This is a genomic window from Allosalinactinospora lopnorensis, assembly GCF_000981225.1.
In the GTDB taxonomy this organism is placed as follows: domain Bacteria; phylum Actinomycetota; class Actinomycetes; order Streptosporangiales; family Streptosporangiaceae; genus Allosalinactinospora; species Allosalinactinospora lopnorensis.
The window spans coordinates 135,907-155,465 of the sequence record NZ_LAJC01000003.1 but is presented as its reverse complement, the minus strand read 5'-3'; the positions used below and the strand labels follow the sequence as shown (position 1 = coordinate 155,465).

At 70.7% G+C, this 19,559-nt stretch carries 18 protein-coding genes and 6 pseudogenes; 11 read left to right on the top strand and 13 right to left on the bottom strand.

Translation table 11 applies throughout. The features are described 5' to 3' along the window. Positions 1–155 precede the first annotated feature (155 nt). Both VS93_RS02430 and VS93_RS02425 read right to left on the bottom strand, forming a co-directional pair. On the bottom strand, positions 156–545 hold the full coding sequence (locus VS93_RS02430; protein ID WP_046468375.1) for an ArsR/SmtB family transcription factor: 390 nt from the start codon (positions 543–545) through the stop codon (positions 156–158). A gap of 171 nt (positions 546–716) precedes the next feature. After that, positions 717–1,571: a helix-turn-helix domain-containing protein gene (locus VS93_RS02425; protein ID WP_046468374.1), complete on the bottom strand. Its 855-nt coding sequence runs from the start codon at positions 1,569–1,571 to the stop codon at positions 717–719. Positions 1,572–1,793: 222 nt separating this feature from the next. Here VS93_RS02425 and VS93_RS02420 point away from each other — a divergent pair, with 222 nt between their 5' ends. The 3 genes and pseudogenes from VS93_RS02420 to VS93_RS02410 all read left to right on the top strand — a co-directional run. Next, entirely contained in the window at positions 1,794–2,273 is a 480-nt protein-coding gene (locus VS93_RS02420; RefSeq protein ID WP_236700291.1) for an ATP-binding protein, read from the top strand. A 237-nt stretch (positions 2,274–2,510) separates the two neighbouring features. Then, positions 2,511–2,999: a helix-turn-helix transcriptional regulator gene (locus VS93_RS02415; protein WP_046468373.1), complete on the top strand. Its 489-nt coding sequence runs from the start codon at positions 2,511–2,513 to the stop codon at positions 2,997–2,999. Positions 3,000–3,041: 42 nt separating this feature from the next. After that, positions 3,042–3,413 (top strand): annotated as a pseudogene (locus VS93_RS02410) (VOC family protein); the annotation flags it as partial. 278 nt (positions 3,414–3,691) lie between these two features. Here the strand turns inward: VS93_RS02410 and VS93_RS02405 are convergent. Both VS93_RS02405 and VS93_RS02400 read right to left on the bottom strand, forming a co-directional pair. Continuing rightward, positions 3,692–4,159 (bottom strand): YbaK/EbsC family protein, encoded by a 468-nt coding sequence (locus VS93_RS02405; protein WP_046468372.1) that lies wholly within the window; start codon positions 4,157–4,159, stop codon positions 3,692–3,694. Between the two features lie 86 nt (positions 4,160–4,245). Then, a complete protein-coding gene (locus VS93_RS02400) occupies positions 4,246–4,434 on the bottom strand; it encodes a hypothetical protein (protein ID WP_046468371.1) in 189 nt (62 codons plus the stop codon). Between the two features lie 302 nt (positions 4,435–4,736). Between VS93_RS02400 and VS93_RS33665 the strand changes: the two are divergent. The 4 genes and pseudogenes from VS93_RS33665 to VS93_RS02385 form a co-directional block, all read left to right on the top strand. Then, positions 4,737–5,308 (top strand): annotated as a pseudogene (locus tag VS93_RS33665) (sodium:solute symporter family transporter); the annotation flags it as partial. Then, the gene (locus VS93_RS02395; protein WP_449353787.1) at positions 5,242–6,222 is read left to right on the top strand and encodes a sodium:solute symporter family transporter; all 981 of its coding nucleotides are present in this window, start codon (positions 5,242–5,244) and stop codon (positions 6,220–6,222) included. The pseudogene VS93_RS33665 and the gene VS93_RS02395, both read left to right, overlap by 67 nt. A gap of 53 nt (positions 6,223–6,275) precedes the next feature. Beyond that, the gene (locus VS93_RS02390) at positions 6,276–7,910 is read left to right on the top strand and encodes a thiamine pyrophosphate-binding protein (RefSeq protein WP_046468370.1); all 1,635 of its coding nucleotides are present in this window, start codon (positions 6,276–6,278) and stop codon (positions 7,908–7,910) included. A 65-nt stretch (positions 7,911–7,975) separates the two neighbouring features. Further along, a complete protein-coding gene (locus VS93_RS02385; RefSeq protein ID WP_046468369.1) occupies positions 7,976–9,400 on the top strand; it encodes a gamma-aminobutyraldehyde dehydrogenase in 1,425 nt (474 codons plus the stop codon). A gap of 54 nt (positions 9,401–9,454) precedes the next feature. Here VS93_RS02385 and VS93_RS32410 read toward each other — a convergent pair. The 3 genes and pseudogenes from VS93_RS32410 to VS93_RS33190 all read right to left on the bottom strand — a co-directional run. Beyond that, positions 9,455–9,691 (bottom strand): annotated as a pseudogene (locus VS93_RS32410) (SIP domain-containing protein); the annotation flags it as partial. Positions 9,692–9,749: 58 nt separating this feature from the next. Further along, positions 9,750–9,971: pseudogene (locus VS93_RS33195) on the bottom strand (siderophore-interacting protein); the annotation flags it as partial. Next, positions 9,935–10,048 (bottom strand): siderophore-interacting protein, encoded by a 114-nt coding sequence (locus tag VS93_RS33190; RefSeq protein WP_394298781.1) that lies wholly within the window; start codon positions 10,046–10,048, stop codon positions 9,935–9,937. The gene VS93_RS33190 and the pseudogene VS93_RS33195, both read right to left, overlap by 37 nt. On the opposite strand from VS93_RS33190, the gene VS93_RS30890 reads away from it, so the two are divergent. Beyond that, on the top strand, positions 9,995–10,207 hold the full coding sequence (locus tag VS93_RS30890; RefSeq protein ID WP_162231625.1) for a hypothetical protein: 213 nt from the start codon (positions 9,995–9,997) through the stop codon (positions 10,205–10,207). The genes VS93_RS33190 and VS93_RS30890 overlap by 54 nt on opposite strands. A 197-nt stretch (positions 10,208–10,404) precedes the next feature. On the opposite strand, the gene VS93_RS02375 is transcribed toward VS93_RS30890, so the two are convergent. Both VS93_RS02375 and VS93_RS02370 read right to left on the bottom strand, forming a co-directional pair. Beyond that, complete coding sequence (locus tag VS93_RS02375) at positions 10,405–11,652, bottom strand: pyridoxal phosphate-dependent aminotransferase (protein WP_201776532.1); 1,248 nt, start codon at positions 11,650–11,652, stop codon at positions 10,405–10,407. Between the two features lie 108 nt (positions 11,653–11,760). Next, positions 11,761–12,528, bottom strand: a complete 768-nt coding sequence (locus tag VS93_RS02370) for a MerR family transcriptional regulator (protein WP_046468367.1) — start codon at positions 12,526–12,528, stop codon at positions 11,761–11,763. Positions 12,529–12,906: 378 nt separating this feature from the next. Between VS93_RS02370 and VS93_RS30205 the strand changes: the two genes are divergently transcribed. Continuing rightward, a complete protein-coding gene (locus VS93_RS30205; protein WP_201776531.1) occupies positions 12,907–14,067 on the top strand; it encodes an excinuclease ABC subunit UvrA in 1,161 nt (386 codons plus the stop codon). Next, positions 14,031–15,461, top strand: a complete 1,431-nt coding sequence (locus tag VS93_RS30200) for an excinuclease ABC subunit UvrA (RefSeq protein ID WP_201776530.1) — start codon at positions 14,031–14,033, stop codon at positions 15,459–15,461. Before VS93_RS30205 ends, VS93_RS30200 begins: the two co-directional genes overlap by 37 nt. Before the next feature lie 196 nt (positions 15,462–15,657). Here the strand turns inward: VS93_RS30200 and VS93_RS02360 are convergent, their stop codons facing one another. The 3 genes and pseudogenes from VS93_RS02360 to VS93_RS33180 form a co-directional block, all read right to left on the bottom strand. After that, the gene (locus tag VS93_RS02360) at positions 15,658–17,913 is read right to left on the bottom strand and encodes a terpene synthase family protein (RefSeq protein WP_046468366.1); all 2,256 of its coding nucleotides are present in this window, start codon (positions 17,911–17,913) and stop codon (positions 15,658–15,660) included. A gap of 425 nt (positions 17,914–18,338) precedes the next feature. Next, a pseudogene (locus VS93_RS33185) lies at positions 18,339–18,692 on the bottom strand (SDR family NAD(P)-dependent oxidoreductase); the annotation flags it as partial. 103 nt (positions 18,693–18,795) lie between these two features. Further along, a pseudogene (locus VS93_RS33180) lies at positions 18,796–18,948 on the bottom strand (SDR family NAD(P)-dependent oxidoreductase); the annotation flags it as partial. On the opposite strand from VS93_RS33180, the gene VS93_RS29635 reads away from it, so the two are divergent. Then, complete coding sequence (locus VS93_RS29635; RefSeq protein WP_052745467.1) at positions 18,947–19,144, top strand: hypothetical protein; 198 nt, start codon at positions 18,947–18,949, stop codon at positions 19,142–19,144. The pseudogene VS93_RS33180 and the gene VS93_RS29635 sit on opposite strands and share 2 nt — an antisense overlap. Positions 19,145–19,185: 41 nt before the next feature. On the opposite strand, the gene VS93_RS02355 is transcribed toward VS93_RS29635, so the two are convergent. Further along, positions 19,186–19,527 carry a class I SAM-dependent methyltransferase gene (locus VS93_RS02355; protein WP_052745466.1) on the bottom strand — a complete coding sequence of 114 codons (342 nt, stop codon included), beginning with the start codon at positions 19,525–19,527 and terminating at the stop codon, positions 19,186–19,188. Between the last annotated feature and the right edge of the window lie 32 nt (positions 19,528–19,559).

Sequence of the window (19,559 nt, the reverse complement as noted above, 5' to 3'; positions counted from 1 at the left end):
GTTCGGGCGCGCCGGCCCACCCGGATGCGTAGCCCGCGGCCAGCAGCGCCCCGGCGACGGCGGCGAAGCGGATCTCCCTCACCTGCCACAGGGTTTCGGGGGCGCGCTCCTCGGCTCCTTGGCCGGCGTGGGGCTCGCCGTCGCCGCAGCAGGTGTCACTCATCGTGCACTTCCCCTGTTCCGCTCCGGTGGCCGGCTCCGTAGTTCGGGCACAGCGCCACCGCGCTGCCGGTGGCGCTCAGCAGCGTCTCCGCCGCGGCCAGCAGGTCCAGCAGTTCGGGGCGGGCCAGCGAGTAGAACACCTGGCGGCCTTCGGGACGCCCCTCGACCAGGCCGCAGTCGCGCAGGCAGGCCACATGGCCCGAAACGGTGGACTGGGCGAGTTCGAGCTGGTTCACCAGGTCGGCCACCCGCGCCTCGCCCTGGGCCAGGCGGCGCACGATCGCCAGGCGGGTGGTGTCGGAGAGGCTGTGGAACAGGGCTCCGGCCTCGACCAGGTCAGGGGGGGTCGCGGGGGTGCGATCGCCCGTACTGTTCATCGCCATTCGCCGATCATATCCTGTCTCGGCGATGAATGGGGGGAGTCGTTCCCGGCCATGGCTTCTGGGGGACCGCTCCCGGGCGAGGCGGGGAGGGAAACAGGCCCGCTTCGGTGCGGTGGCCGAACGCGCCAAAGCTCGAAACGCGCCCGCCACCGGCTTTTCCGCCCTTGGAAATTACCCGAGTGCTTTGATCGCCGTCCGAATGAGAGCGATCGATCCCTCCTGGTCGAGGGCTTTCCTCGTCAACTGCTCGAAAACAGCGTTGTACGTCTCGCTTTCGTCCGGCTCTTCCAGATAGACAGCGCCCAAGCGGTATTCGACGTAGACGACGTCGCGGTCCTGGGGATCTGCGAAGGTCAGCAGGGTGAACGGTGTCTCGATGGCGGCGTGCGCCCCGGCGGCGGCGGGAAGCACCTGCACGGTGACGCGGTCCTGCCGTGCCAAGCGGATCAGCTGTTCGAGCTGCTCGCGCAGCACCTCCCTACCGCCGACCTGCCGGTAGAGCGCGGCCTCGCTGATAACCGCCCAGACCTTGGGCGGGTCGTCGCCGAACAGGCGCTTCTGGCGTGTCCGGCGGACCGTGACGCAGCGGTCCTCCTCCTCTTCGGAGATCGCATGCGACTCACCGCGCAGAAGCGCCCTGACGTAGTCCTCGGTCTGCACCAGCCCCGGAACCACTTCCACCTGGTAGCACAGGACGGCCGCGGCCTCGTGCTCCAGGCCTATGTAGACGGAGAACCATTTGGGCACCTTGAGCGAGTACCGTTGCCACCAGCCCCGCTTCTTGGCGGCCCGGGCCATGTCCAGCAGTTCCGCGCGCTCTTCGTCGCTGAAGTCGTAAAGATCGAGCATGAGCGCCACGGTCCCGACCTCCGCGCGTACCGACGCCGCTTCGATGCGGTTGATCGTCGGCGGGGTCACTCCGGCGTGCCGGGCGACGTCCTCGCGTTTCACGTTCAGCGCTTTGCGGCGTTCGCGCAAGATCCGAGCCAAACTGCGCCGTGCCACTGTGGGGCCTGTTCGCTGCATGGACCTCGCTCCAGCCACATCCGGAAATCTTGTGCGAGAGAAATAGTAAGCTTATTGCACGCAAGTATGAATGGGTCCATACTTCGACTGCCGCCGCCGGTCCATTCGTGGCCGGGGCGGTGAAAAACGTCGAGCGCCGCGATAAGAACGGCTCCGGCCGGGTGGTAGCGCACCCGGCCGGAGCCTTGTCCCACTCACCTGCTAGCCCCAGGGAGTAGAACCGTGTACCAGACTAGCGTCCGGCCCGATCCGGCCCATGCCGGCGTGTGGCACAGGGAGCCCGACCACCAGCTGACCTTCACCGGCCAGGCCGCGAGCATCCGGCTCATGCGCGACTGGATCGCCCAGCACAGCTGCCTCGGTTACTTCCAGTGCGTCGAGGAGCTGACGCGCGACCTCCTGCTCTGCGCGAGCGAGCTCGGCACCAACGCCCTCCAGCACACACGCTCCGGCCTGCCCGGCGGCGTGTTCACCGTCTCGCTCTGGCAGAGTCCCGACTCCCGTTGCCTGGAACTGCGCGATATGGGGCCGCTGTCCGGTTCCGCCAAGCGGCCCTACCTCAGGCAGATCGACCCCGCCGAGAACACCGCCGATTCCGGGCGCGGACTGCGGGTGGTCGCCCATCTGTGCGAAGGGCGTTGCGGTTTCACCGCCCCGCCGCACCCCCGCGGGCACACCGTGTGGTGCGAACTGCGCGCCTAACACGCCTGCGACCTCGTGATGGGCCTGCACCGGATCCGCTCCGGGGTGGGCCTGGCGCCCTACGACGTGACGTGGAACGTCATCGCCGCGGTGCTCGGCGCGGCGGTGCGTCCGTGGAGATCATGCTGATCGTGCTGCCGTGCCGTTCCCGGCCGGCTCCCCGGCGCTCGAAGATCGACGCTTACCGGGGGACGCGGCGACCGCTTCTGTGACGGTACCCGCCGCTAAAGTGCTGCCATGGCACAGCCCTCCTGCGCGCACAGGGCGGTCCCGCCCGGCTCTCTCGGAGTGGAGACACTGATCGCCCTGCGGCGGGCGCGCGACCTCATGGACAGCCGCTACGCCGAACCGCTGGACCTCGGCGACATCGCCCGCGCCGCGGGCTACTCCCGCTACCATTTCGCCCGCGCCTTCCGGGCCGCCTACGGGGAGACGCCCGGCCGCTACCTGTCCCGGCGCCGGATCGAGCGGGCGCAGGAACTGCTGCGCTCGGTCAACCTCACGGTCACCGAGGTCTGCCACCTGGTGGGCTGTACCAGCCTGGGCTCGTTCAGCTCGCGGTTCAGCGAGCTCGTCGGTGTCTCCCCCTCACAGTTCCAGCGCGAGGCGCACCGCAAAGAGCCGGCGCCCATCCCGGGCTGCTACGTCCTCATGTGGGCCGGGCCCAGACCGCGGACACCGAGGACAGCAAGCACGGAGAAGCCCGGCGACCAGGGGCCGGACTAGCGTCGAGACCAACCAGGTGTCGTTCGACGAGAGGGGCAGGCAATGATCACCAGACTCGGCGTGGCTGGTGTCTACGTCCTCGACTACGAGGCGTCCAAGCGGTTCTTCATCGACAAACTCGGCTTCGAGGAGCGCTTCGACCTCACCCTGGAGGACGGCTACCGCTGGCTCACCGTGGGGCCGCCCGCGGACCCGCGCTTCCAGCTTCACCTCACTGTCCCCGGGCCGCCGATGCACAGCGAGGAGGACGCCGCCGCCATCCGCGCCCTGCTCGCCAAAGGCGCGCTGAGCGGGGGCGCCTGGAACACCGACGACTGCCGCAAGACCTACGAGGAGTACGCCGCCCGAGGCGTGGAGTTCCTCCAGGAACCGCAGGAGCGCCCCTACGGCGTCGAGGCGGTCTTCCGCGACAACTCCGGTAACTGGTACAGCCTCAACGAGCTGTCGTTCGACGCCTTCGACTCCGCGGCGATGGCCGCGAAGTTCGATCAGGCTGATCTGCCGCGGGCGTCGGCCGGACGCCCTCGGAGATACCGGCCAGGGGCGGCCGGAAGGCTGAGGGAACTCGGCCGAGCCGGCCCGCCCCGGCCGAGCTGGGGCGCTGGACACTTTCACCCCTCCGCCGTGCCGCGGCGGCCACCAGCACCCGGATCACCGCACACCCTCCCTTTTCGCCGTGTGCCCGGGGCCGCTCAGGCGCCCACGTCGGCGGGGGTTCCCTCGGTGATCCGGACGAGTTCGTCGAAGGTGGAGCGGAAGACCGTTCTGGGGTGGCCGGCGGCCGCCCACACCGTGTCGCGTTCGGCGAGCCGGGTGTCGACGATCGTCCTGATCGGCTGCGGGTGGCCGATCGGGGCGACCCCGCCGATGGGCTGACCGGTGGCCGCGCGCACGAAGTCGGGGGTGGCCCTCGTGACCTCTGAGGCGTCCACCAGGGAGGCGACCTTGGCGGTGTCGACCCGATGGGCCCCGCTGGCGATCACCAGTACCGGTGCGCCGTCGGCGGTGAAGATGAGGCTGTTGGCGATCGCGGCCACGTCGCATCCCAGTTGGGCCGCTGCGGTGGCGGCGTTGGGGGCAGCTTCCGGGAGTTCGGTGATCTCGTCGGCCGCGCTTAGTCGGCGCAGTACCGCGGCGACATGTTCCACCGTCGCGTTCATGCGTGCACTTTAGCCGCACGCGGGGACCGGAACGTGCGCGGTGCCCCGACGCCGGCGGCTCGCGGAGTGGTCGAGCCGGTGGGCTCTCAGGGGTTTCTGCGCCGCAGGATGGCCGCCCCGAGGGACAGGGCCAGCAGGACGAAGCCGAGCACGACTCCCATGTTCGTCGCCAGGCCGGCGGTGAACTCGCCCGCCGATGTCCCTTCCTCCATGGCCTCAACGGCATAGGACAGAGGCATCGTAACGATGGTGGCCCAGATCAGAGCCGGGTTCATTGCGCGTCCTCCCGCTTCTCACGCCGGCCGTGGACTGGGGCGCGGCGGCTTTCGAATGGCTTCCTGCGCGGCGGACGGCGCCGAGAACCGCTGGATCGGGGCCCCGCTCGCTCACGACTGCGCGGGCGCCGGTGCGCTGCGGGGCACCCGGCAGTCGAAGTGCCCAGAGTGGGGCGTTCGACGGTACGAATCATCCACTTACGTGGGAACTTACCGACTGTTTACCGTGCTGGGAGTTCGCTGACCAGGGCTTCGAGGCCATCGGCGACAGTTGTGCTCCGACCCACCGCCGGGAGACCGAAATGTCCGTCAATCTCGCCGTGATCGCCGCGTACCTGATAGGGATGGTCGCGCTGGGCTGGTGGGGTATGTACCGCGCCCGCAACCGCGCCGACTATCTCGTCGCGGGACGACGGCTCGGCACGTTCATGTACTCCGGCACGATGGCCGCCATCGTGCTCGGCGGAGCCTCCACCATCGGCGGCATCGGGCTCGGCTACACCTACGGGATATCCGGCGCCTGGCTGGTCGCCGCCATCGGGACCGGCATCATCCTGCTGCACGCCATCTTCGCCCGCCGCATCTCCCGGCTGAAGGTCTACACCGTCGCGAGATGATCGACCTGCGCTACGGCGGCAACTCCCGGGTCGTCTCGGGGCTGGTGATGTGGGGCTACACCTTCGTGCTCACGGTGCCCTCCACCCTGGCCTTCTCCACGGTCTTCACCGGGCTGTTCGACATGCACCGCACCGCCGCGATCGTCCTCGGCGGCGGCATCGTCGTGCTGTACTCGACACTAGGCGGCATGTGGTCGGTGACCATGACCGACATCGCCCAGTTCGTCATCAAGACCGTGGGGCTGCTGCTGATCCTCACCCCCGTCGCGATCTGGCACGCGGGCGGCTTCACCGGCATGAGCGAGCAGCTCAACGCTCCTACTTCGACCCGGCCGGCATCGGGGTCGGCACGATCGGGACCTACTTCCTCATCTACTCGCTCGGCCTGCTCATCGGGCAGGACATCTGGCAGCGGGTCTTCACCGGCCGAAGTGGGCGGGTCGTCACCACAGGCGGGATCGGCGCCGGCGTCTACTGCCTGGTCTACGGTGTCGCCGGTGCGCTCATCGGTACGGCGGGGGCGGTGATGTTCCCGAATCTGGACAACCCGGACGACGCCTTCACGATGATCGTCGCGGAGACCCTGCCCGTCGGTGTCGCCGGCCTGGTCCTGGCCGCCGCGCTCTCGGCGGTCATGTCCACGGCCAGCGGCGCGCTCATCGCCTGCTCCGCCGTCACCTCCACCGACCTCTGGCCGCAGGTGCGCCGGCTCTGGCGGCGCGGGGCCGCGCCGGTCCCCGGCGAGAGCGAAGGCGCGGGAAACCACGGCGAGGTCGCCGCCAACCGGGTGTTCACCCTTGTTCTCGGGCTGGGCACGATCGGCACGGCGGTGTTGATCGACGACGTGGTCGCGGCGCTGACCGTCGCCTACAACATCCTGGTCGGCGGGCTGCTCGTGGCCATCCTCGGCGGCCTGGTGTGGCCGCGGGGAACCAGGGCCGGCGCGCTGGCCTCCATGGTCTCGGGAACGGCCATCGTCATCGCCACCATGGTCGCCAAGGGCATGGAGGCCAACGAACCCATCTACTACGGGCTGCTCGGCTCACTCGTCGTCTACGTCGCCGTCAGCCTCGCCACCAAGCCCACCGACCCCGCCGTGCTGGCGGCCTGGCGCCGGCGGGTGCGCGGCGAGGAGGCCCCTGAGGCCGCCGCTGAGGCGCGGGTCGACTGAGCGGTCGCGTCGAGACGCACCGAGAGCAACCACGACCAGGAAGGCAGAACGCAGTGAGCCGCACCCGCACCGGTGGCGACGCCGTCGTCGAGACACTCAAGGCTCTGGGCGCCCGGACCGCCTTCGGCATCCCCGGGCAGCACGCGCTCGGGCTGTTCGACGCCATCGACCGCGAACCGTCGCTGCGTTTCGTCTCCAACCGGGTGGAGAACAACGCGGCCTTCGCCGCCGACGGATACGCCCGCACCACCGGCGAGGTGGCTCCGCTGCTGGTCTCCACCGGTCCGGGGGCGCTGCTGACTCTCGCCTCCCTGCAGGAGTCGCGTGCGGCCGGGGTGCCCGTGCTCGGCATCAGCAGCCAGGTCCCGGTCGCCGGCCTGGGCGAAGCGCGCCGCGGTTTCCTGCACGAGCTCCCCGACCAGCAGGCGAGCTTCGCCGGGGTGGTCAAGTCCACGCGTGTGGTCCGGCACGCGAGCCAGATCCCCTCCGCGCTCGCCGAGGCCTGGCGCGACGCCGCCGCCGCGCCGCCGGGCCCCTCCTGGGTGGAGATTCCCCAGGACATCCTGCTGGGCCCGGCCGGCCTTCCCCCGGTGGCCGATGTCGAGGGGAGCCCGCCCGCCCTGCCACCGCGCGCGGAACTCATCGACGCAGCGGCGCGGCTGCTCGCCGGCGCCGAGCGTCCCGCCGTCCTCGCCGGCGGCGGCGTTGCGAGGTCCGGCGCTCACTCGGCGCTGCGGGAACTCGCCGAACGGTTGCAGGCGCCGGTGGCCACCACCTTCGGCGGCAAGGACGCGTTCCCGTGGGAGCACCCGTTGTCGCTGCAGTCGTGGCTGGAAGACCGGCACCTCACCTCGTTCCTGGAGCAGGCCGACGTGCTGCTGGTGGCCGGATCGGGGCTGGGCGAGCTGTCCAGCAACTACCACACGTTCCGGCCGCAGGGCCGCCTCGTCCAGATCGAGGCCGACTTGGGCAAGCTGGAGTCCAACCACCCGGCGCTGGGAATCCACGCCGACGCCGCCGCGGCACTGGCGGCGCTGGCCGCGCGGGTGCCCCGGCGCCCGGAGGATCCGCGGGTCGCCGAGCGGGTCGCCGACGTCAAGGCGCGGGTGCTCGCCCGCCTCGACAAGCAGGGGCTCGACACCGAGCGCGCCGTACTAGCGGCGGTCCGTGCCGCGCTGCCCGATGACGCGCCCAGTTTCTGGGACATGACGATCCTGGCCTACTGGGCCTGGTCGGCCTGGGACCCCCGCTCGGGCCGGGCGCACTCGGGGCAGGGCGCCGGGGGACTGGGCTACGGGCTGCCCGCGGCGCTGGGGGCAGCGGCCACCGCCGAGGGCCCGGTTCTGGCCGTCTCCGGCGACGGCGGCGCCATGTACTCCATCGCCGAACTCGCCACCGCCCGCCAGCACGACCTGGCCGTGACCTGGCTGATCGTGGACGACGGCGGCTACGGGATCCTGCGCGAGTACATGAACGCCGCGTTCGGCGCCCCGGCCCACACAGAGCTGGCGCGCCCCGACTTCGTCGCCCTGAGCCGGTCGTTCGGGGTCCCCGCGACCTCCACGACCCCTGAACGGCTGCAGGCCGATCTCAGCGCGGCCCTTGCCGCGCCCGGACCGAGTGTGGTCGTCCTGCCGGCCGTGCTCCGCATGTTCGAACCGACCCATCTCGCCGCGGACACGCCCTAGCCGCGGCGCCGCGCAGTGGTCCGCCCCCACGAGGACAAGGACGAAGGGAAAAGGTAAGGACCGGCATGACTCCGCCACTTCGCAACTTCATCGACGGTGCGCGCGTTCCCGCCGCCGACGGCCGCACCTCTGCGCTGATCGACCCGGTCAGCGGTGAGCAGGTCGGCTCCGCTGCCATCGCGGGCCCCTTCGAGGTCGACTCCGCGATGCGCTCCGCCGCCACCGCCTTCCGCGCGTGGAAGAGGACCACCGCGGCCGAGCGGCAGGAGGCGCTGCTGGCCATCACCGACGGGCTGGCCGGACGCGCGTCGCAGATCGCCGACGCCGAATGCCGGGAGACCGGCAAGCCCAGGCGGGCCGTCACCGGCGAGGAGATCCCGATGTGCGTGGACACGCTGCGGTTCTTCGCCGGCGCGGCCCGTCTCATGGAGGGCAGGGCCGCGGGCGAGTATCTGGACGGCTACACCTCCTGGATCCGCCGCGAGCCCCTTGGCGTGTGCGCGCAGATCACCCCGTGGAACTACCCGCTGATGATGGCGGTCTGGAAGATCGGCCCCGCTCTGGCGGCCGGCAACACCGTTGTCCTCAAACCGGCGGAGACCACACCGGGGTCCACGGTGCTACTCGCCGAGATCGCCGCCGAGGTGCTGCCTGCGGGCGTGTTCAACGTCGTGCTCGGCGACCGCGACACCGGCCGGCTGGTCGTCGAGCACAAGGCGCCCCGGCTCGTCTCCATCACCGGCTCCACCCGTGCCGGCATCCAGGTCGCGCAGGCCGCGGCCGCCGACCTGAAGAAGCCGCACCTGGAACTGGGCGGCAACGCGCCGGCACTCGTCTTCGACGACGCCGACATCCCCGCCGCCACCGAGGGCATCATCGCCGGCGCGTTCTGCAACGCCGGACAGGACTGCACCGCGGCCACCCGGGTGCTCGTGCACTCCGCCGTCCACGACGTGTTCGTCGCCGAACTCGCGTCCCGGGCGGCCGCCCAGCGCACCGGCCTGCCGTCCGCGCGCAACGGCGACTTCGGGCCGCTCAACAACGCCGACCAGTTCGCCCGGGTGCTCGGCCTGCTCCAACGCCTGCCGGCGCACGCCAAGATCGAAACCGGGGGAGGCCGGGTGGGGGAGCGCGGCTACTTCGTCGCTCCCACCGTGGTCTCCGGGGTCACCTCCGACGACGAGATCGTCGGCGAGGAGGTCTTCGGCCCCGTCATCACCGTGCAGTCCTTCGGCGCCGAGACCGAGGCCGTGGAACTGGCCAACGGCGTCGACCAGGGGCTGGCCTCCTCGGTGTGGACCAGGGACCACGCCCGCGCGATGCGGGTGAGCGCCGAACTGGACTTCGGCGCGGTCTGGCTGAACAACCACGGGACTCTGGCCTCGGAAATGCCGCACGGCGGGTTCAAGCACTCGGGCTACGGCAAGGACCTCTCGGCCTACAGCCTGGAGGACTACACCCGCCTCAAGCACGTGATGAGCGCGCGGTGAAGAGCCCGGAACCGCGCGGTGACCCCGGCCGGCATCCGGGATCGGCGCGGGCTCTTAGGTCCCGCCGGAGGCGGACCGTCTCTGGGACTCCGCCTCCGCCAGGCGCTCCCGGACGTCGGCCATGTCCTCCTCGATGGGGGCGTCGTCCTGGGTCAGCTTGAGCCGCCAGTACCCGGTGAAATCGATCGAGCGCCGGTCCAGGCCGCGCTCGTCGACGAGGTGCCGGCGCAGCGCGCGCACCGTTCCCGCCTCCCCGGCGAGCCAGGCGAACACCGAACCCGGTGGGAACCGCGCGCGCCGCGCACGGCCTCCACCAGGGCGTCGCTGTGTCCGGGCGGACCTCGCCCCGGTGCAGCCAGTGCACGCTCACATCGCCGCGTGTGGCGAAGCGCTGCTCCTCGGCCGCGTCGTCGACCTCGATGTAGGCCAGCGCTCGGGCTTCCCGGGGCAGCGACTCGATCAGTGTGCCGATCGCCGGAAGCGCCGTCTCGTCCCCGGCCATCAGGACCCGGTCGGCGGCGTCGATGGATGAGCCTATGGGAACGGGCCGGGCGTAGGCGGGCGCGCCCACCGTGTCGCGGGACCGGCGTCGCCGTGCAGTACGAAATCGATGTCGATCATGGTGCGCCGCGGGTGGTGCGCGCGGATCGTGTAGCCGCGCATCCACGGCCGCTCGGCTGCGGCGTGATCCGCATGACCTCGGCGACCCGGATGAGCCGGATCGGAAAGCGCCCCATTGAAACCTCCGAAAGATCGCAGGAATTCTCCGCCGTTTCACGGGATTTTCCTGCTTCAATGTTTCATTGAAGCGCTTTTTGGGGCTTCTCGGAGGAATTCGCGGCGATCGCCCTGTTCGGTGCGCAAAAAGTCTCAAATCGCGCTGGAAGCCGCGCGCTCGGTGTGTGTTGGACGGCGGGCCGCGGCCCGCCGGCTTCGCGCGGACGTCCGGGACCGCGGTCCCGCGGCCACGTGGCGGCCTTCCGAGGCGTCGCGGCGCGCGCCGGTCACCGCTTGCGGTGCCGCGCCTGCCCGAGAGAGGCGACGCTGCTCACATCGTTTCCGGGAGGCGCGAACCTCCAGCTGTCCTGCTCATAGGAGCCGCGCCAATCGCTGACGCTGGCCAGGGCATCGCCGCTCGCGCCGTACAGGAAGGCGTGCAGCCCGGTCAGCAGCAGCCGGACATCCTGCTGCGGTCGTACCACGAAGCGGAGGAACCGGCTGGAGGAGCCCAGTTTGTTCCCGCACTCCCGGACATAGATCCCGTGCTCGGCGAACAGGAAGTCGCGCAACTGCACGCCGTCCTTGCCGTCGGGGAGCTTCACCAGGACGAAGTTGCCCTGAGAGGCGAACACCGTCAGCCCTGGCAGTGCGGCGAGCTGCTGGATCATCATCCTGCGGTCCTGGATGAACAGCTCCAGGCTCCTGTGGTACTCCTCGCGGTGCTGCTTGAGCAGGAACACCACGACCTCGGCGAACGCGTTCAGGTTCCACTTGGGCAGCACCTTCCTGACCTTTCCGGCCAGCGCCGGGTTGGCGACGAGGTAGCCGAACCGGATGCCGTGCAGCCCGAAGTTCTTGCCCAGGCTCTTGAGGACGATCACGTTGGGACGGATGGCGGCCTCGTCCGCCACGCTGGTGTGCGCCTCGGCGTCGACGAAGTCGATGAACGACTCGTCCACCACGACCAGGTCCAGATCGACCAGTTGGTCGAGCAGCTTGATCACCTCGCGCCGCGGGAGGTAGCCGCCGTCCGGGTTGTTCGGGTTGCAGATCACCGCGACCCGTGATCCGCGCTGCCGGACGAAGTGGACGAAGGCGTCCACGTCGAGCGCGAAGTCGTGGCTCTCGGGCAGCTGGAACATGTCCACGCGCTTGTCGGTCTCCAGCGGCTGGTCGGTCCAGCGGCCGAACGTCGGGATCGGTGTGGCCAGGCTGTCGTGGATGAGCAGATGGTCGATCCAGGTGATCAGTTCGGTGGAGCCGTTGCCCATGGCCACCGTCTGCGGGTTGAGCCCCAGCGTCGTGCACAGCTCAGCGGTGATCGTGTCGCCGTCGCTGGGGTAGTACTTGAGGATGGTCTGCAGGTTCCTCTCCAGGCGCTCGAACATCTCCGGAGTGGGGAAATACGGGTTGCACGGGATGCAGAAGTCGATCAGCTCACTCTGCTGCCCGCCCATTCCGCGCAAGAGCGAGAAGTAGGAAGGGCTATGCGCGCCCTTGCGCAGCAACCCGAGATCCATGGAACCAGCCAACACAGATCCTTTCTTAGGAGAAACGGGCATGACACAATGCCCTGCCGCTCCCACGACATCGACGCGATACAAGCAGGGCGTTACACGAGGGATACGTGTGCGGGGGAATTACGGTTCAGTCGCGCCGCCTGCCTGTTGGGGCGTTTCGCCGCCGGAGGCCGCCTCCCCGGCCGTGACGTAGTGGTGCAGGTGGCTAGAGCCTTCGAGCATCGCCGTTGCCTGTTGCACCAGTTCCGCGTGCCGTTGTGTGAGGGCCGCGCGAAGTGCGTCGGTGCTGCCTGTTCGGCGTAGGCCGTCGAGGATGGGCTGGATCTGGGGCAGGGGGTGGCGGCCCTGCCGGAGCATGTTGATCATTCGTGCGTCCCGGAGGTCGCTCGGCCCGAAGCGGCGGTACCCGGTGCCCGGATCACGTTTCGGTGCCAGCAGGCCGGCGGACTCCCATACACGTAGCGCGGAGGTGCGGACCCCGAGGTAGTCGGCCACCTCTCCGATGCGCATCTCCGACCGCGGCGGTGCGGGGGTCTCCGGGGTCTGCTTCGCGACCGCTTCGAGCGCCTCGCCGGTGGCCTGGAGGGAGAGCCGCTGCTCGTGCAGCGCGGCATGGCCGGCGTCCACCAGCGTGAGCGCCCGGGGGAGGTCACCGGCGTGGACGGCCTCCATGATCGCGTGGGCGGCGCCTCGCCCGTACCCCCTCGTGAGAGCGCGGTAGGTGAGCAGGGCCCGGCGGTGCCGGGCGCTGAACCTGCGGTAACCGGCAGGGGTGCGGGAGGCCGGGGGCAGGATGCCCGTGTCCGCGTAGTTGCGGATCTGCTGGGTGGAAAGACCCGCCGCTCGCGCCAGGTCAATGGGGCGAAGTCCTGCTTCCGTCCGGCTCATTGATCCGCCCTTCTCATGGCAGGGTTCACCGGTGAGTTGAAGGTTATACGAACACTATCCCAGTTTAAGTCGTTAACTGTGTAGAAAAGTCCCAATAGGAACTTCAATGAGATACTTGAAGGAATGGGTGTCGGCGGCGAGGGCGGAAAAGAATGGTCTCCTCTCGCCGAATGCCACCGGTGGACGGCGGCCACCGGCCGGACCGGGGAAGCGCGGTGCAGGCGGCTGACCGGTGAGCCGCTCGTCCGCGGGATGGCCGGGCAGGCGAACCCCGGTCGCCGAGTTCTCCGGTGGCGTCGGCAGCCGCAGGGCCGACAGGCGCGACGAGCGCTGACGGCGTCAGTACAACTGGTCTAGGGCCTGTAGGAGAGCACAACCATGAACGACTCGATCCTCGTCAAAGGCGCACGCCTGCACAACCTCAAGAACGTCACGCTCGCCGTCCCGAAGAACAAGCTCGTCGTCCTCACCGGTCTCTCCGGCTCGGGCAAGTCCACACTCGCCCTGGACACGCTGCACAAGGAAGGACAGCGGCAGTACCTGGAGTCGCTGGGCATGGTCACGGGGTTCCTCAGCAGGCCCGAGGTCGACTCGATCACGGGCCTGTCACCGTCGATCAGTGTGGACCAGCACCTCACCAACCGCAGTCCGCGGTCAACGGTCGGCACGGTCACCGAGGTCTTCACCTACCTGCGGGTGCTCTGGGCGCGCATCGGCCACCGCCCGTGCCCGGCGTGCGGGCGGAACACCCCGCCCGCCTATCACGTGAGCGGCGACGAGGTCTGGGACGACGAGTCGGCCGGCGGCGAGCCGGACGAGACACCCAGGGCCGGGCCGACCGTGCCGTGCCCGCACTGCGGAACGCCCATACCCGAGATGGGCATGGCGCACTTCTCGTTCAACAAACCCGCCGGCGCGTGCCCCACCTGCACCGGCCTCGGAACGGTGCACCAGGCCGACCTGCGCCGGCTGATCGACCACGAGCGCAGCGTCGCCGCGGGCGCCGTGCACGGCTGGCACCCCTCCGTCGTCGAACGCAACACCGCGATCCTGCAGGCCGCCGGGCGGCACTACGGTTTCGCCTTCGAGGCGGACCAGCCCGTGAAAACGCTCGGGGCCGCCCAGTACGACCTGCTGCTCCACGGCGTCGACAGCCCGGAGTTCCGCCGGCACTTCCCCGGTGCCGCACCGCCCACCACCGTCGCCCACGGGCGCTTCGAAGGGGCGGTCACCAACCTGCTGCGGCGCTACGCCGACCGCATCGAGGACGCCGGCTACCGCGAAAAGATCGAGCGGTTCCTGGTCAACGAAACCTGCCCGGACTGCCAAGCGCGCGCCTGCGCCCCGAGAGCCGGGGCGTCACCGTCACCGGGCTCGGCATCGTCGAGGCCGCGCGCCTGCCGCTCAGCGAGCTCGCCGCATGGATCGACGCGCTGCAGGGGCGCATCACCGCCGAAGAGTGGCTCGTCACCGACCCCATCGTCGCCGACCTGCACGAACGCGTGCGCCGGCTGGTCGACGTCGGTGTCGGGTACCTGACGATGGAACGCGCCACCCCCAGCCTCTCGGCCGGTGAGGCCCAGCGCCTCCGCCTTGCCGCGCTGCTCGGCTCCGGACTCACCGGTGTGCTCTACGTGCTCGACGAGCCCACCATCGGCCTGCATCCCGCCGACACCGCGCGGCTGACCGAGGTGCTGCGCCGCCTGCGCGACCTGGGCAACACCGTGCTCGTCATCGAGCACGACCTCGACGTGCTGCGCGCGGCCGACCACCTCGTCGACGTCGGGCCGGGCGCCGGACGCGACGGCGGGCACATCGTGGCCGCGGGACCACCGGCGGAGGTGGCCGCGAGCACGGGCTCGACCACCGGCGACTACCTCGCCGGGCGGCTGTCCGTGCCCGTCCCCGCGTCGCGCCGGCACGGCGACGGCACGGCGCTGGTGGTACACGGCGCGCGTGCGCACAACCTCAAGAACGTCACCATGCGGCTGCCGCTCGGGCTCCTGGTCGCCGTGACCGGCCCGTCGGGCTCGGGCAAATCGTCACTGCTGCTCGACGTCCTCGGCCGCGCCGCACGGCAGCGGTTCCACAGCGCGGGCGAGGCGCCCGGCGAGCACGACGCGATCAGCGGGTGGGAGCACATCGACACGGCCGTGACCATCGACCAGCAGGCGATCGGGCGCGGAGCGCGCTCGAACGCGGCGACGTACTCCGACGTGTTCACGCCGGTGCGCGAGGCGTTCGCCGCGACCGCCGGTGCGCGCGAGCACGGGCTCACGCCGAGGCACTTCTCGTTCAACGTGCCCGGCGGCCGCTGCGAGCGCTGCGAGGGGGCGGGCGCTCTCACCGTGCAGATGCACTTCCTGCCCGACGTGCAGGTGCGCTGCCCCGCCTGCCGCGGGCGCCGCTTCAAGCAGGCCGTGCTCGCCGTGCACTACGGCGGGCACGACATCGCCCAGGTGCTCGACATGACCGTCGAGGAGGCGCTCGCACTCTTCAGCGGCGTGCCCGCGGCCGCGGCGCGGCTGCGCCTCATGGCCGACGTCGGGCTCGACTACCTGCGACTGGGCCAGCCGGCGACGACGCTGTCCGGCGGCGAGGCGCAGCGCATCAAGCTCGCCAAGGAACTCGGCCGCCGCGCGACCCGGCGCACGCTGTACCTGCTCGACGAGCCGACCACCGGCCTGCACGCCGCGGACAACGCGCGGCTGCTGGGCGTGCTCCAGCGGCTCGTCGACGCGGGCAACACCGTCGTCACCATCGAGCACGACCTCGATGTCGTCCGCGCCTCCGACTGGGTGGTCGACCTCGGCCCGGAAGGCGGCGCTAACGGCGGCGAGATCGTGGCCGAAGGGACGCCGGAGGAGGTCGCGCGGGCGAGCGCGTCCCGGACGGGGGCGTTTTTGCGGGAGCCGCGGCGGCGCGAACGGTAGGGGAGAGGCGCCGGAGGGCCGCCTCCGAGGACGGGCGGGCACCGTTCGACGTATCCGCCGCCAAGGGATTTCTCGACGGAGGCGGTGGCGGGGGTGGTCCGGGCCGTCCCGACCGGACCACCCCCGCGCTCTCAGCGCGCTCCGCGGCGGAGCGCGCCGCCGCTGGATCCCGCGGCGGTCCCTCCCACCCCGGCGGTCACCACCGCGGCTCGCTTCCCGCCGGCGCCGCGACGCGCGCCGCCGATGTCCCGAGCCCGGTGGGGCCCTGTGCGAAACCGGTCCGTGCCCCGGGGCGGTGGACGCGCCGGAGCTCCTCCTCGGTGTAGCGCACGCACCTGCGGTGCCACTCCAGGATTCCCGACGTCCAGTCCTTGAGTCTGTCGGCGTGGCCGGTGAGCGCCGTTCGCGCCTTCTCGTCGAGGCCGGACTCCTCGAAGAGAGCGGGCAGGTCGTTGTCGAGGATGTGCTCGAACTGCTCCATCCGGGCCCTCATCAGGTCGGCCACGACATCGCGCGCCGTCCAGCGGTCGACGTGCAGGAAGTTCTCCACCACCAGAACGAGGTTGTGCAGCTCGCCCTCGAACTCGACCTCCTTCTGGTAGGAGTACAGGTCGTTGGTGAAGCAGGCGTAGTCCTGCGCCGCGGTCTCCAGCTCGCGTAGGGCCCGCGTCTGGTAGAGCTCCGCGGGAACGTCGTCGGTGTGGGCGAGCCGCGCCAGGCTCATCGTCATGTCCGAGCCGAAGGTCCTGCGGCGCATCTCGATGTAGTCGACCGGATCGGGGACCCGGTGCTGCGTCTGGTTGCCCAGCTCCCACAACCAGCTCGAGGTCATGTCCATGACCGCGGTGCGGAACCGTTCGCGGGCGGGCAGCGGCATCGGAGCCGCGGTGCGGCGCCACAGGTCGGCCAGCCCGCGCTCGATCGGGTTGGCCGGCTCCGGGGTGTGCCCGGCGTCGAGGGGCATGAACGCCGGCAGCCGGTCGTTGCACGCCTTCGCCGCCGCGAGGTCGCGGCGCGCTCCGAACACCATGGGGAAGTAGTCGTCGCCGTAGGTTCCCCAGGCGAGCCAGTCGGAGGACAGGTTGAGCTGGTCGGGTGCGGCGTCGGCGTGAATCATCGCCGCGCAGTGCGGGAAGTCGAAGCCGGTGAAGCGCCGTTCGTCCCACACACCGCCGGCCTCCACCCCCGGCGCGGAGTCGAACATGCCCATCCGCCGCGCCCAGTCCACCGCGTGATCGCGCGCGGCGTCCAGGTAGGGGCTCGTGCGGAAGGAGTAGGGCATGTACAGCCCCGGAACCGGCAGGTGGCCCACCGGCCGGAACACCGGCTGCGAGCGCTGCCGGGACCTGCGCTCGAGCCCCGGCCCGAGCGGGGAGGAGGAGAACGGGGGCCTGGCCGAGGAGGTCCCCAGGCCGGTCGGGCCGCCGAGTACGGCCGGTGTGCGGGTGTCGACGCTGTCGTTCATGTACCGGCTGGACCTGGCATGCCACTCGTGTCCGCCGGCCTGCCAGTCCTGCAGCCCTTTGACGTAGGCGGCCAGGTCGGCCTGCTCGGCGTGCGGGGCGGCGTGCTCGGCGAGGAGGGCGGGGACCTCGAGCAGCGCCGCGTCCTCGAACTGCAGCAGCCGGGAGGTCAGCAGGTCGTTGACCTTCTCGGCGGCCTCCTGCGTCGAGTAGCCGAAGAACCGCTCGAACACCAGGACCGCGTTGGAGTTCTCACCCTCCCGCTCGACCTCGCGCTGGTAGGAGAACAGGTCGTTGCGCAGGTGAACGGCGTCGGCGAACGTGTCGGCCAGGTTCGTCACCGGCCTGGAGTCGGCGAAGCGGGCGGGCACCTCGGCGCCGGCGGCGCACTCGACCAGATTGGCCGACCACGGCGCTCCCCCGACCCTGCGGCGCATCTGGATGTACTCGATCGGGTTGGCGATCCGGTTGCGGTCGATGTTGTCGAGTTCCCACATCGACTCCACCATCAGATTGTGCGTGCTGGTTGCGAAGCGCCGCCGCCAGTCGGACGACATCATCGGGACCGTGCGCCGCCACAGATCGGCCAGTCCCGCCTCGGCCGCGTTCGCCGACTCCGGCGCCGACCGGTGGTCGGCGGTCATGAACAGTTCGAGGCGGTCCAGGTAGGCCCTGGCCCCGCGCAGGTCGCGGGAGTTCTTGAACCGTTCCAGGAAGTCGTCGTCGAAGAAGAACACCCAGACGTACCAGTCGGTGATGAGATCCAGAGTGGGGCCGTCGCAGTCGGGGTGGGTGTAGGCGCACATCAGCGCGTAGTCCATACTGGCCAGCGCTTCCTCGTCCCAGACGGGACCACCACCGGGTGCGGGAGCGTCGAGCATGCCCATCCGGCGGGCCCACGCGGCGCTGTGCTCGCGGGAGCGTTCCAGGTGGGGGTTGATTCGGGCGGGGTGCGGGAGGTAGAAGTCGGGCAGGCTGAATGCCTCCATAGGCACCTACTCTCTTCGGGCGTCCACAGCCTGTACTCTCCGCAGATTAAGCATCGCACCGGGTATTCGGGGCTGTTTTTCGAAATTGCCGGCGAACAGGAACCGTAAGGGGGCGCCGCGACCCCGCCGGGCACGCCCGCGCGGCGGGCGGCCTCCCGGTGAAGGTAGGCGGAGCCTGGGAACAGTGCGGGGCACGCACGAGCTGGCTGAGCAGGGCCAGCACCGGCAGTTCCAGCAGCGGGTCCGCGACGGGTCTGGTGCCCCTCCGCAAGCACCGCCGGCCCCGGCCGGGTACAAGAGGAGCGGTCACCGCGGGGAGTCCGGGCCTCCCGTGTGCGCCTCGGGATCACGTGCCAGCACCGATCGGCCGCGACCTCCTCCGGCCGCCCCACCCGGCCCAGCGGGTGCAGCAGGCCCATCTCGTGTTCGGTCCGTGCGGCCTGCTCGGGCCCCTGCTCGCTGAGAAGCGCCTCGTAGCGCTCGGTGGTGATCGAGCCCAGCGCGAGAGCGTTGGTGCGGATGCCTTCCGGCCCGTAGTCCACGGCCAGTGCGCGGGTCAGTCCTTCAACGGCGGCCTTCGCGGTGGCATAGGGAAGGCAGCCGGGAACCGGGCGCTGGGCCTGGTGGGAGGAGATATTGACGATCGCCCCGCCGGTGCCCTCCGCCAGGAAGCGGCGGACCGCGACCGAGTAGCCGGTGACAACGGGGGCAAGATTCAACGCGACCAGGTCGAGCACCTCCTGCGGAGCGGCGGAGTGGAGGGCGGCGTCGCGGAACACCGCGGCGTTGTTCACCCAGCCGGCCAGGGGCCCGGCCCTCCTGGGCCAGGCCGGCCGCCCGTTCGGCGACGGACTCCTCGTGGGCGTCACCGGCGACGGTGCGCAGGCGGTCTCGGGCCGGATGGGCCGCGGCCCAGGCCAGCGCCTGCGCGTCGAACTCGATGGCGACCACGGTGCCGCCGTCGGTCAGCAGCCGCTCGACCACGGCCCGGCCGACACCGCGTCCCGCGCCCGTCACCACATAGGAACGGCCCATGCTCTCCCAACTCCCCTTCGAAGTGCTGCCCCTGGCCGGTGGCCACGGGCCCGCTCCCACCGAGCGTAGGCGTGTGCTGTTCGGCGGCTACGGCTCTCCCGGTCCGGGCCAGGAGGTAGGCCTGCCGGGTCCGCTCGCTCTCCTCAGGTTCGCGCAGCAGCCGGGCGAGCACGGCGAGTCCGGCCCGGCTCAGTAGCTCGGCGACACGCTCGGGGGAGTACCGGTAGAAGTCGCGCGTCACCGTGTGGCCGAACGCCTCCGCCAGGCGCATGGGCTCCCCACCGACCTGGAAGGCGAGCAGCACATGGCCGCCTGGTGCCAGCACCCGGAAAACTCGCCGAACACCGCGGGCAACCGCTCCGGCGGAGTGTGGATGATGGAGTACCAGGCCACGGCACCGCCGAGAGCACCGTCGGCCATCTTCAGGGCGCCCATCGACCCCTCGTCGAACCGCGGGCCCGGGTACGCCCGCCGGGCCAGTGCGACCATCGCCGGCGACAGGTCGAGGCCGAAAACGGCAACGCCCAGCGAGTCCAGGTACGCCGTCACCCGGCCCGGGCCGCAACCGAGGTCGGCCACCGGCCCTTCACCGCCGGCGCGCACGAGTGAGG

What these genes read in the sequence shown, in the direction of transcription:
- VS93_RS02400 (WP_046468371.1), bottom strand. Translation starts at nt 4,434, where the DNA reads ATGAACCCGGCTCTGATCTGGGCCACCATCGTTACGATGCCTCTGTCC.
- VS93_RS02385 (WP_046468369.1), top strand. Translation starts at nt 7,976, where the DNA reads ATGACTCCGCCACTTCGCAACTTCATCGACGGTGCGCGCGTTCCCGCC.
- VS93_RS02430 (WP_046468375.1), bottom strand. Translation starts at nt 545, where the DNA reads ATGGCGATGAACAGTACGGGCGATCGCACCCCCGCGACCCCCCCTGAC.
- VS93_RS02415 (WP_046468373.1), top strand. Translation starts at nt 2,511, where the DNA reads ATGGCACAGCCCTCCTGCGCGCACAGGGCGGTCCCGCCCGGCTCTCTC.
- VS93_RS02425 (WP_046468374.1), bottom strand. Translation starts at nt 1,571, where the DNA reads ATGCAGCGAACAGGCCCCACAGTGGCACGGCGCAGTTTGGCTCGGATC.
- VS93_RS30205 (WP_201776531.1), top strand. Translation starts at nt 12,907, where the DNA reads ATGAACGACTCGATCCTCGTCAAAGGCGCACGCCTGCACAACCTCAAG.
- VS93_RS02360 (WP_046468366.1), bottom strand. Translation starts at nt 17,913, where the DNA reads ATGGAGGCATTCAGCCTGCCCGACTTCTACCTCCCGCACCCCGCCCGA.
- VS93_RS29635 (WP_052745467.1), top strand. Translation starts at nt 18,947, where the DNA reads ATGCTCTCCCAACTCCCCTTCGAAGTGCTGCCCCTGGCCGGTGGCCAC.
- VS93_RS02370 (WP_046468367.1), bottom strand. Translation starts at nt 12,528, where the DNA reads ATGAGCCGGACGGAAGCAGGACTTCGCCCCATTGACCTGGCGCGAGCG.
- VS93_RS02405 (WP_046468372.1), bottom strand. Translation starts at nt 4,159, where the DNA reads ATGAACGCGACGGTGGAACATGTCGCCGCGGTACTGCGCCGACTAAGC.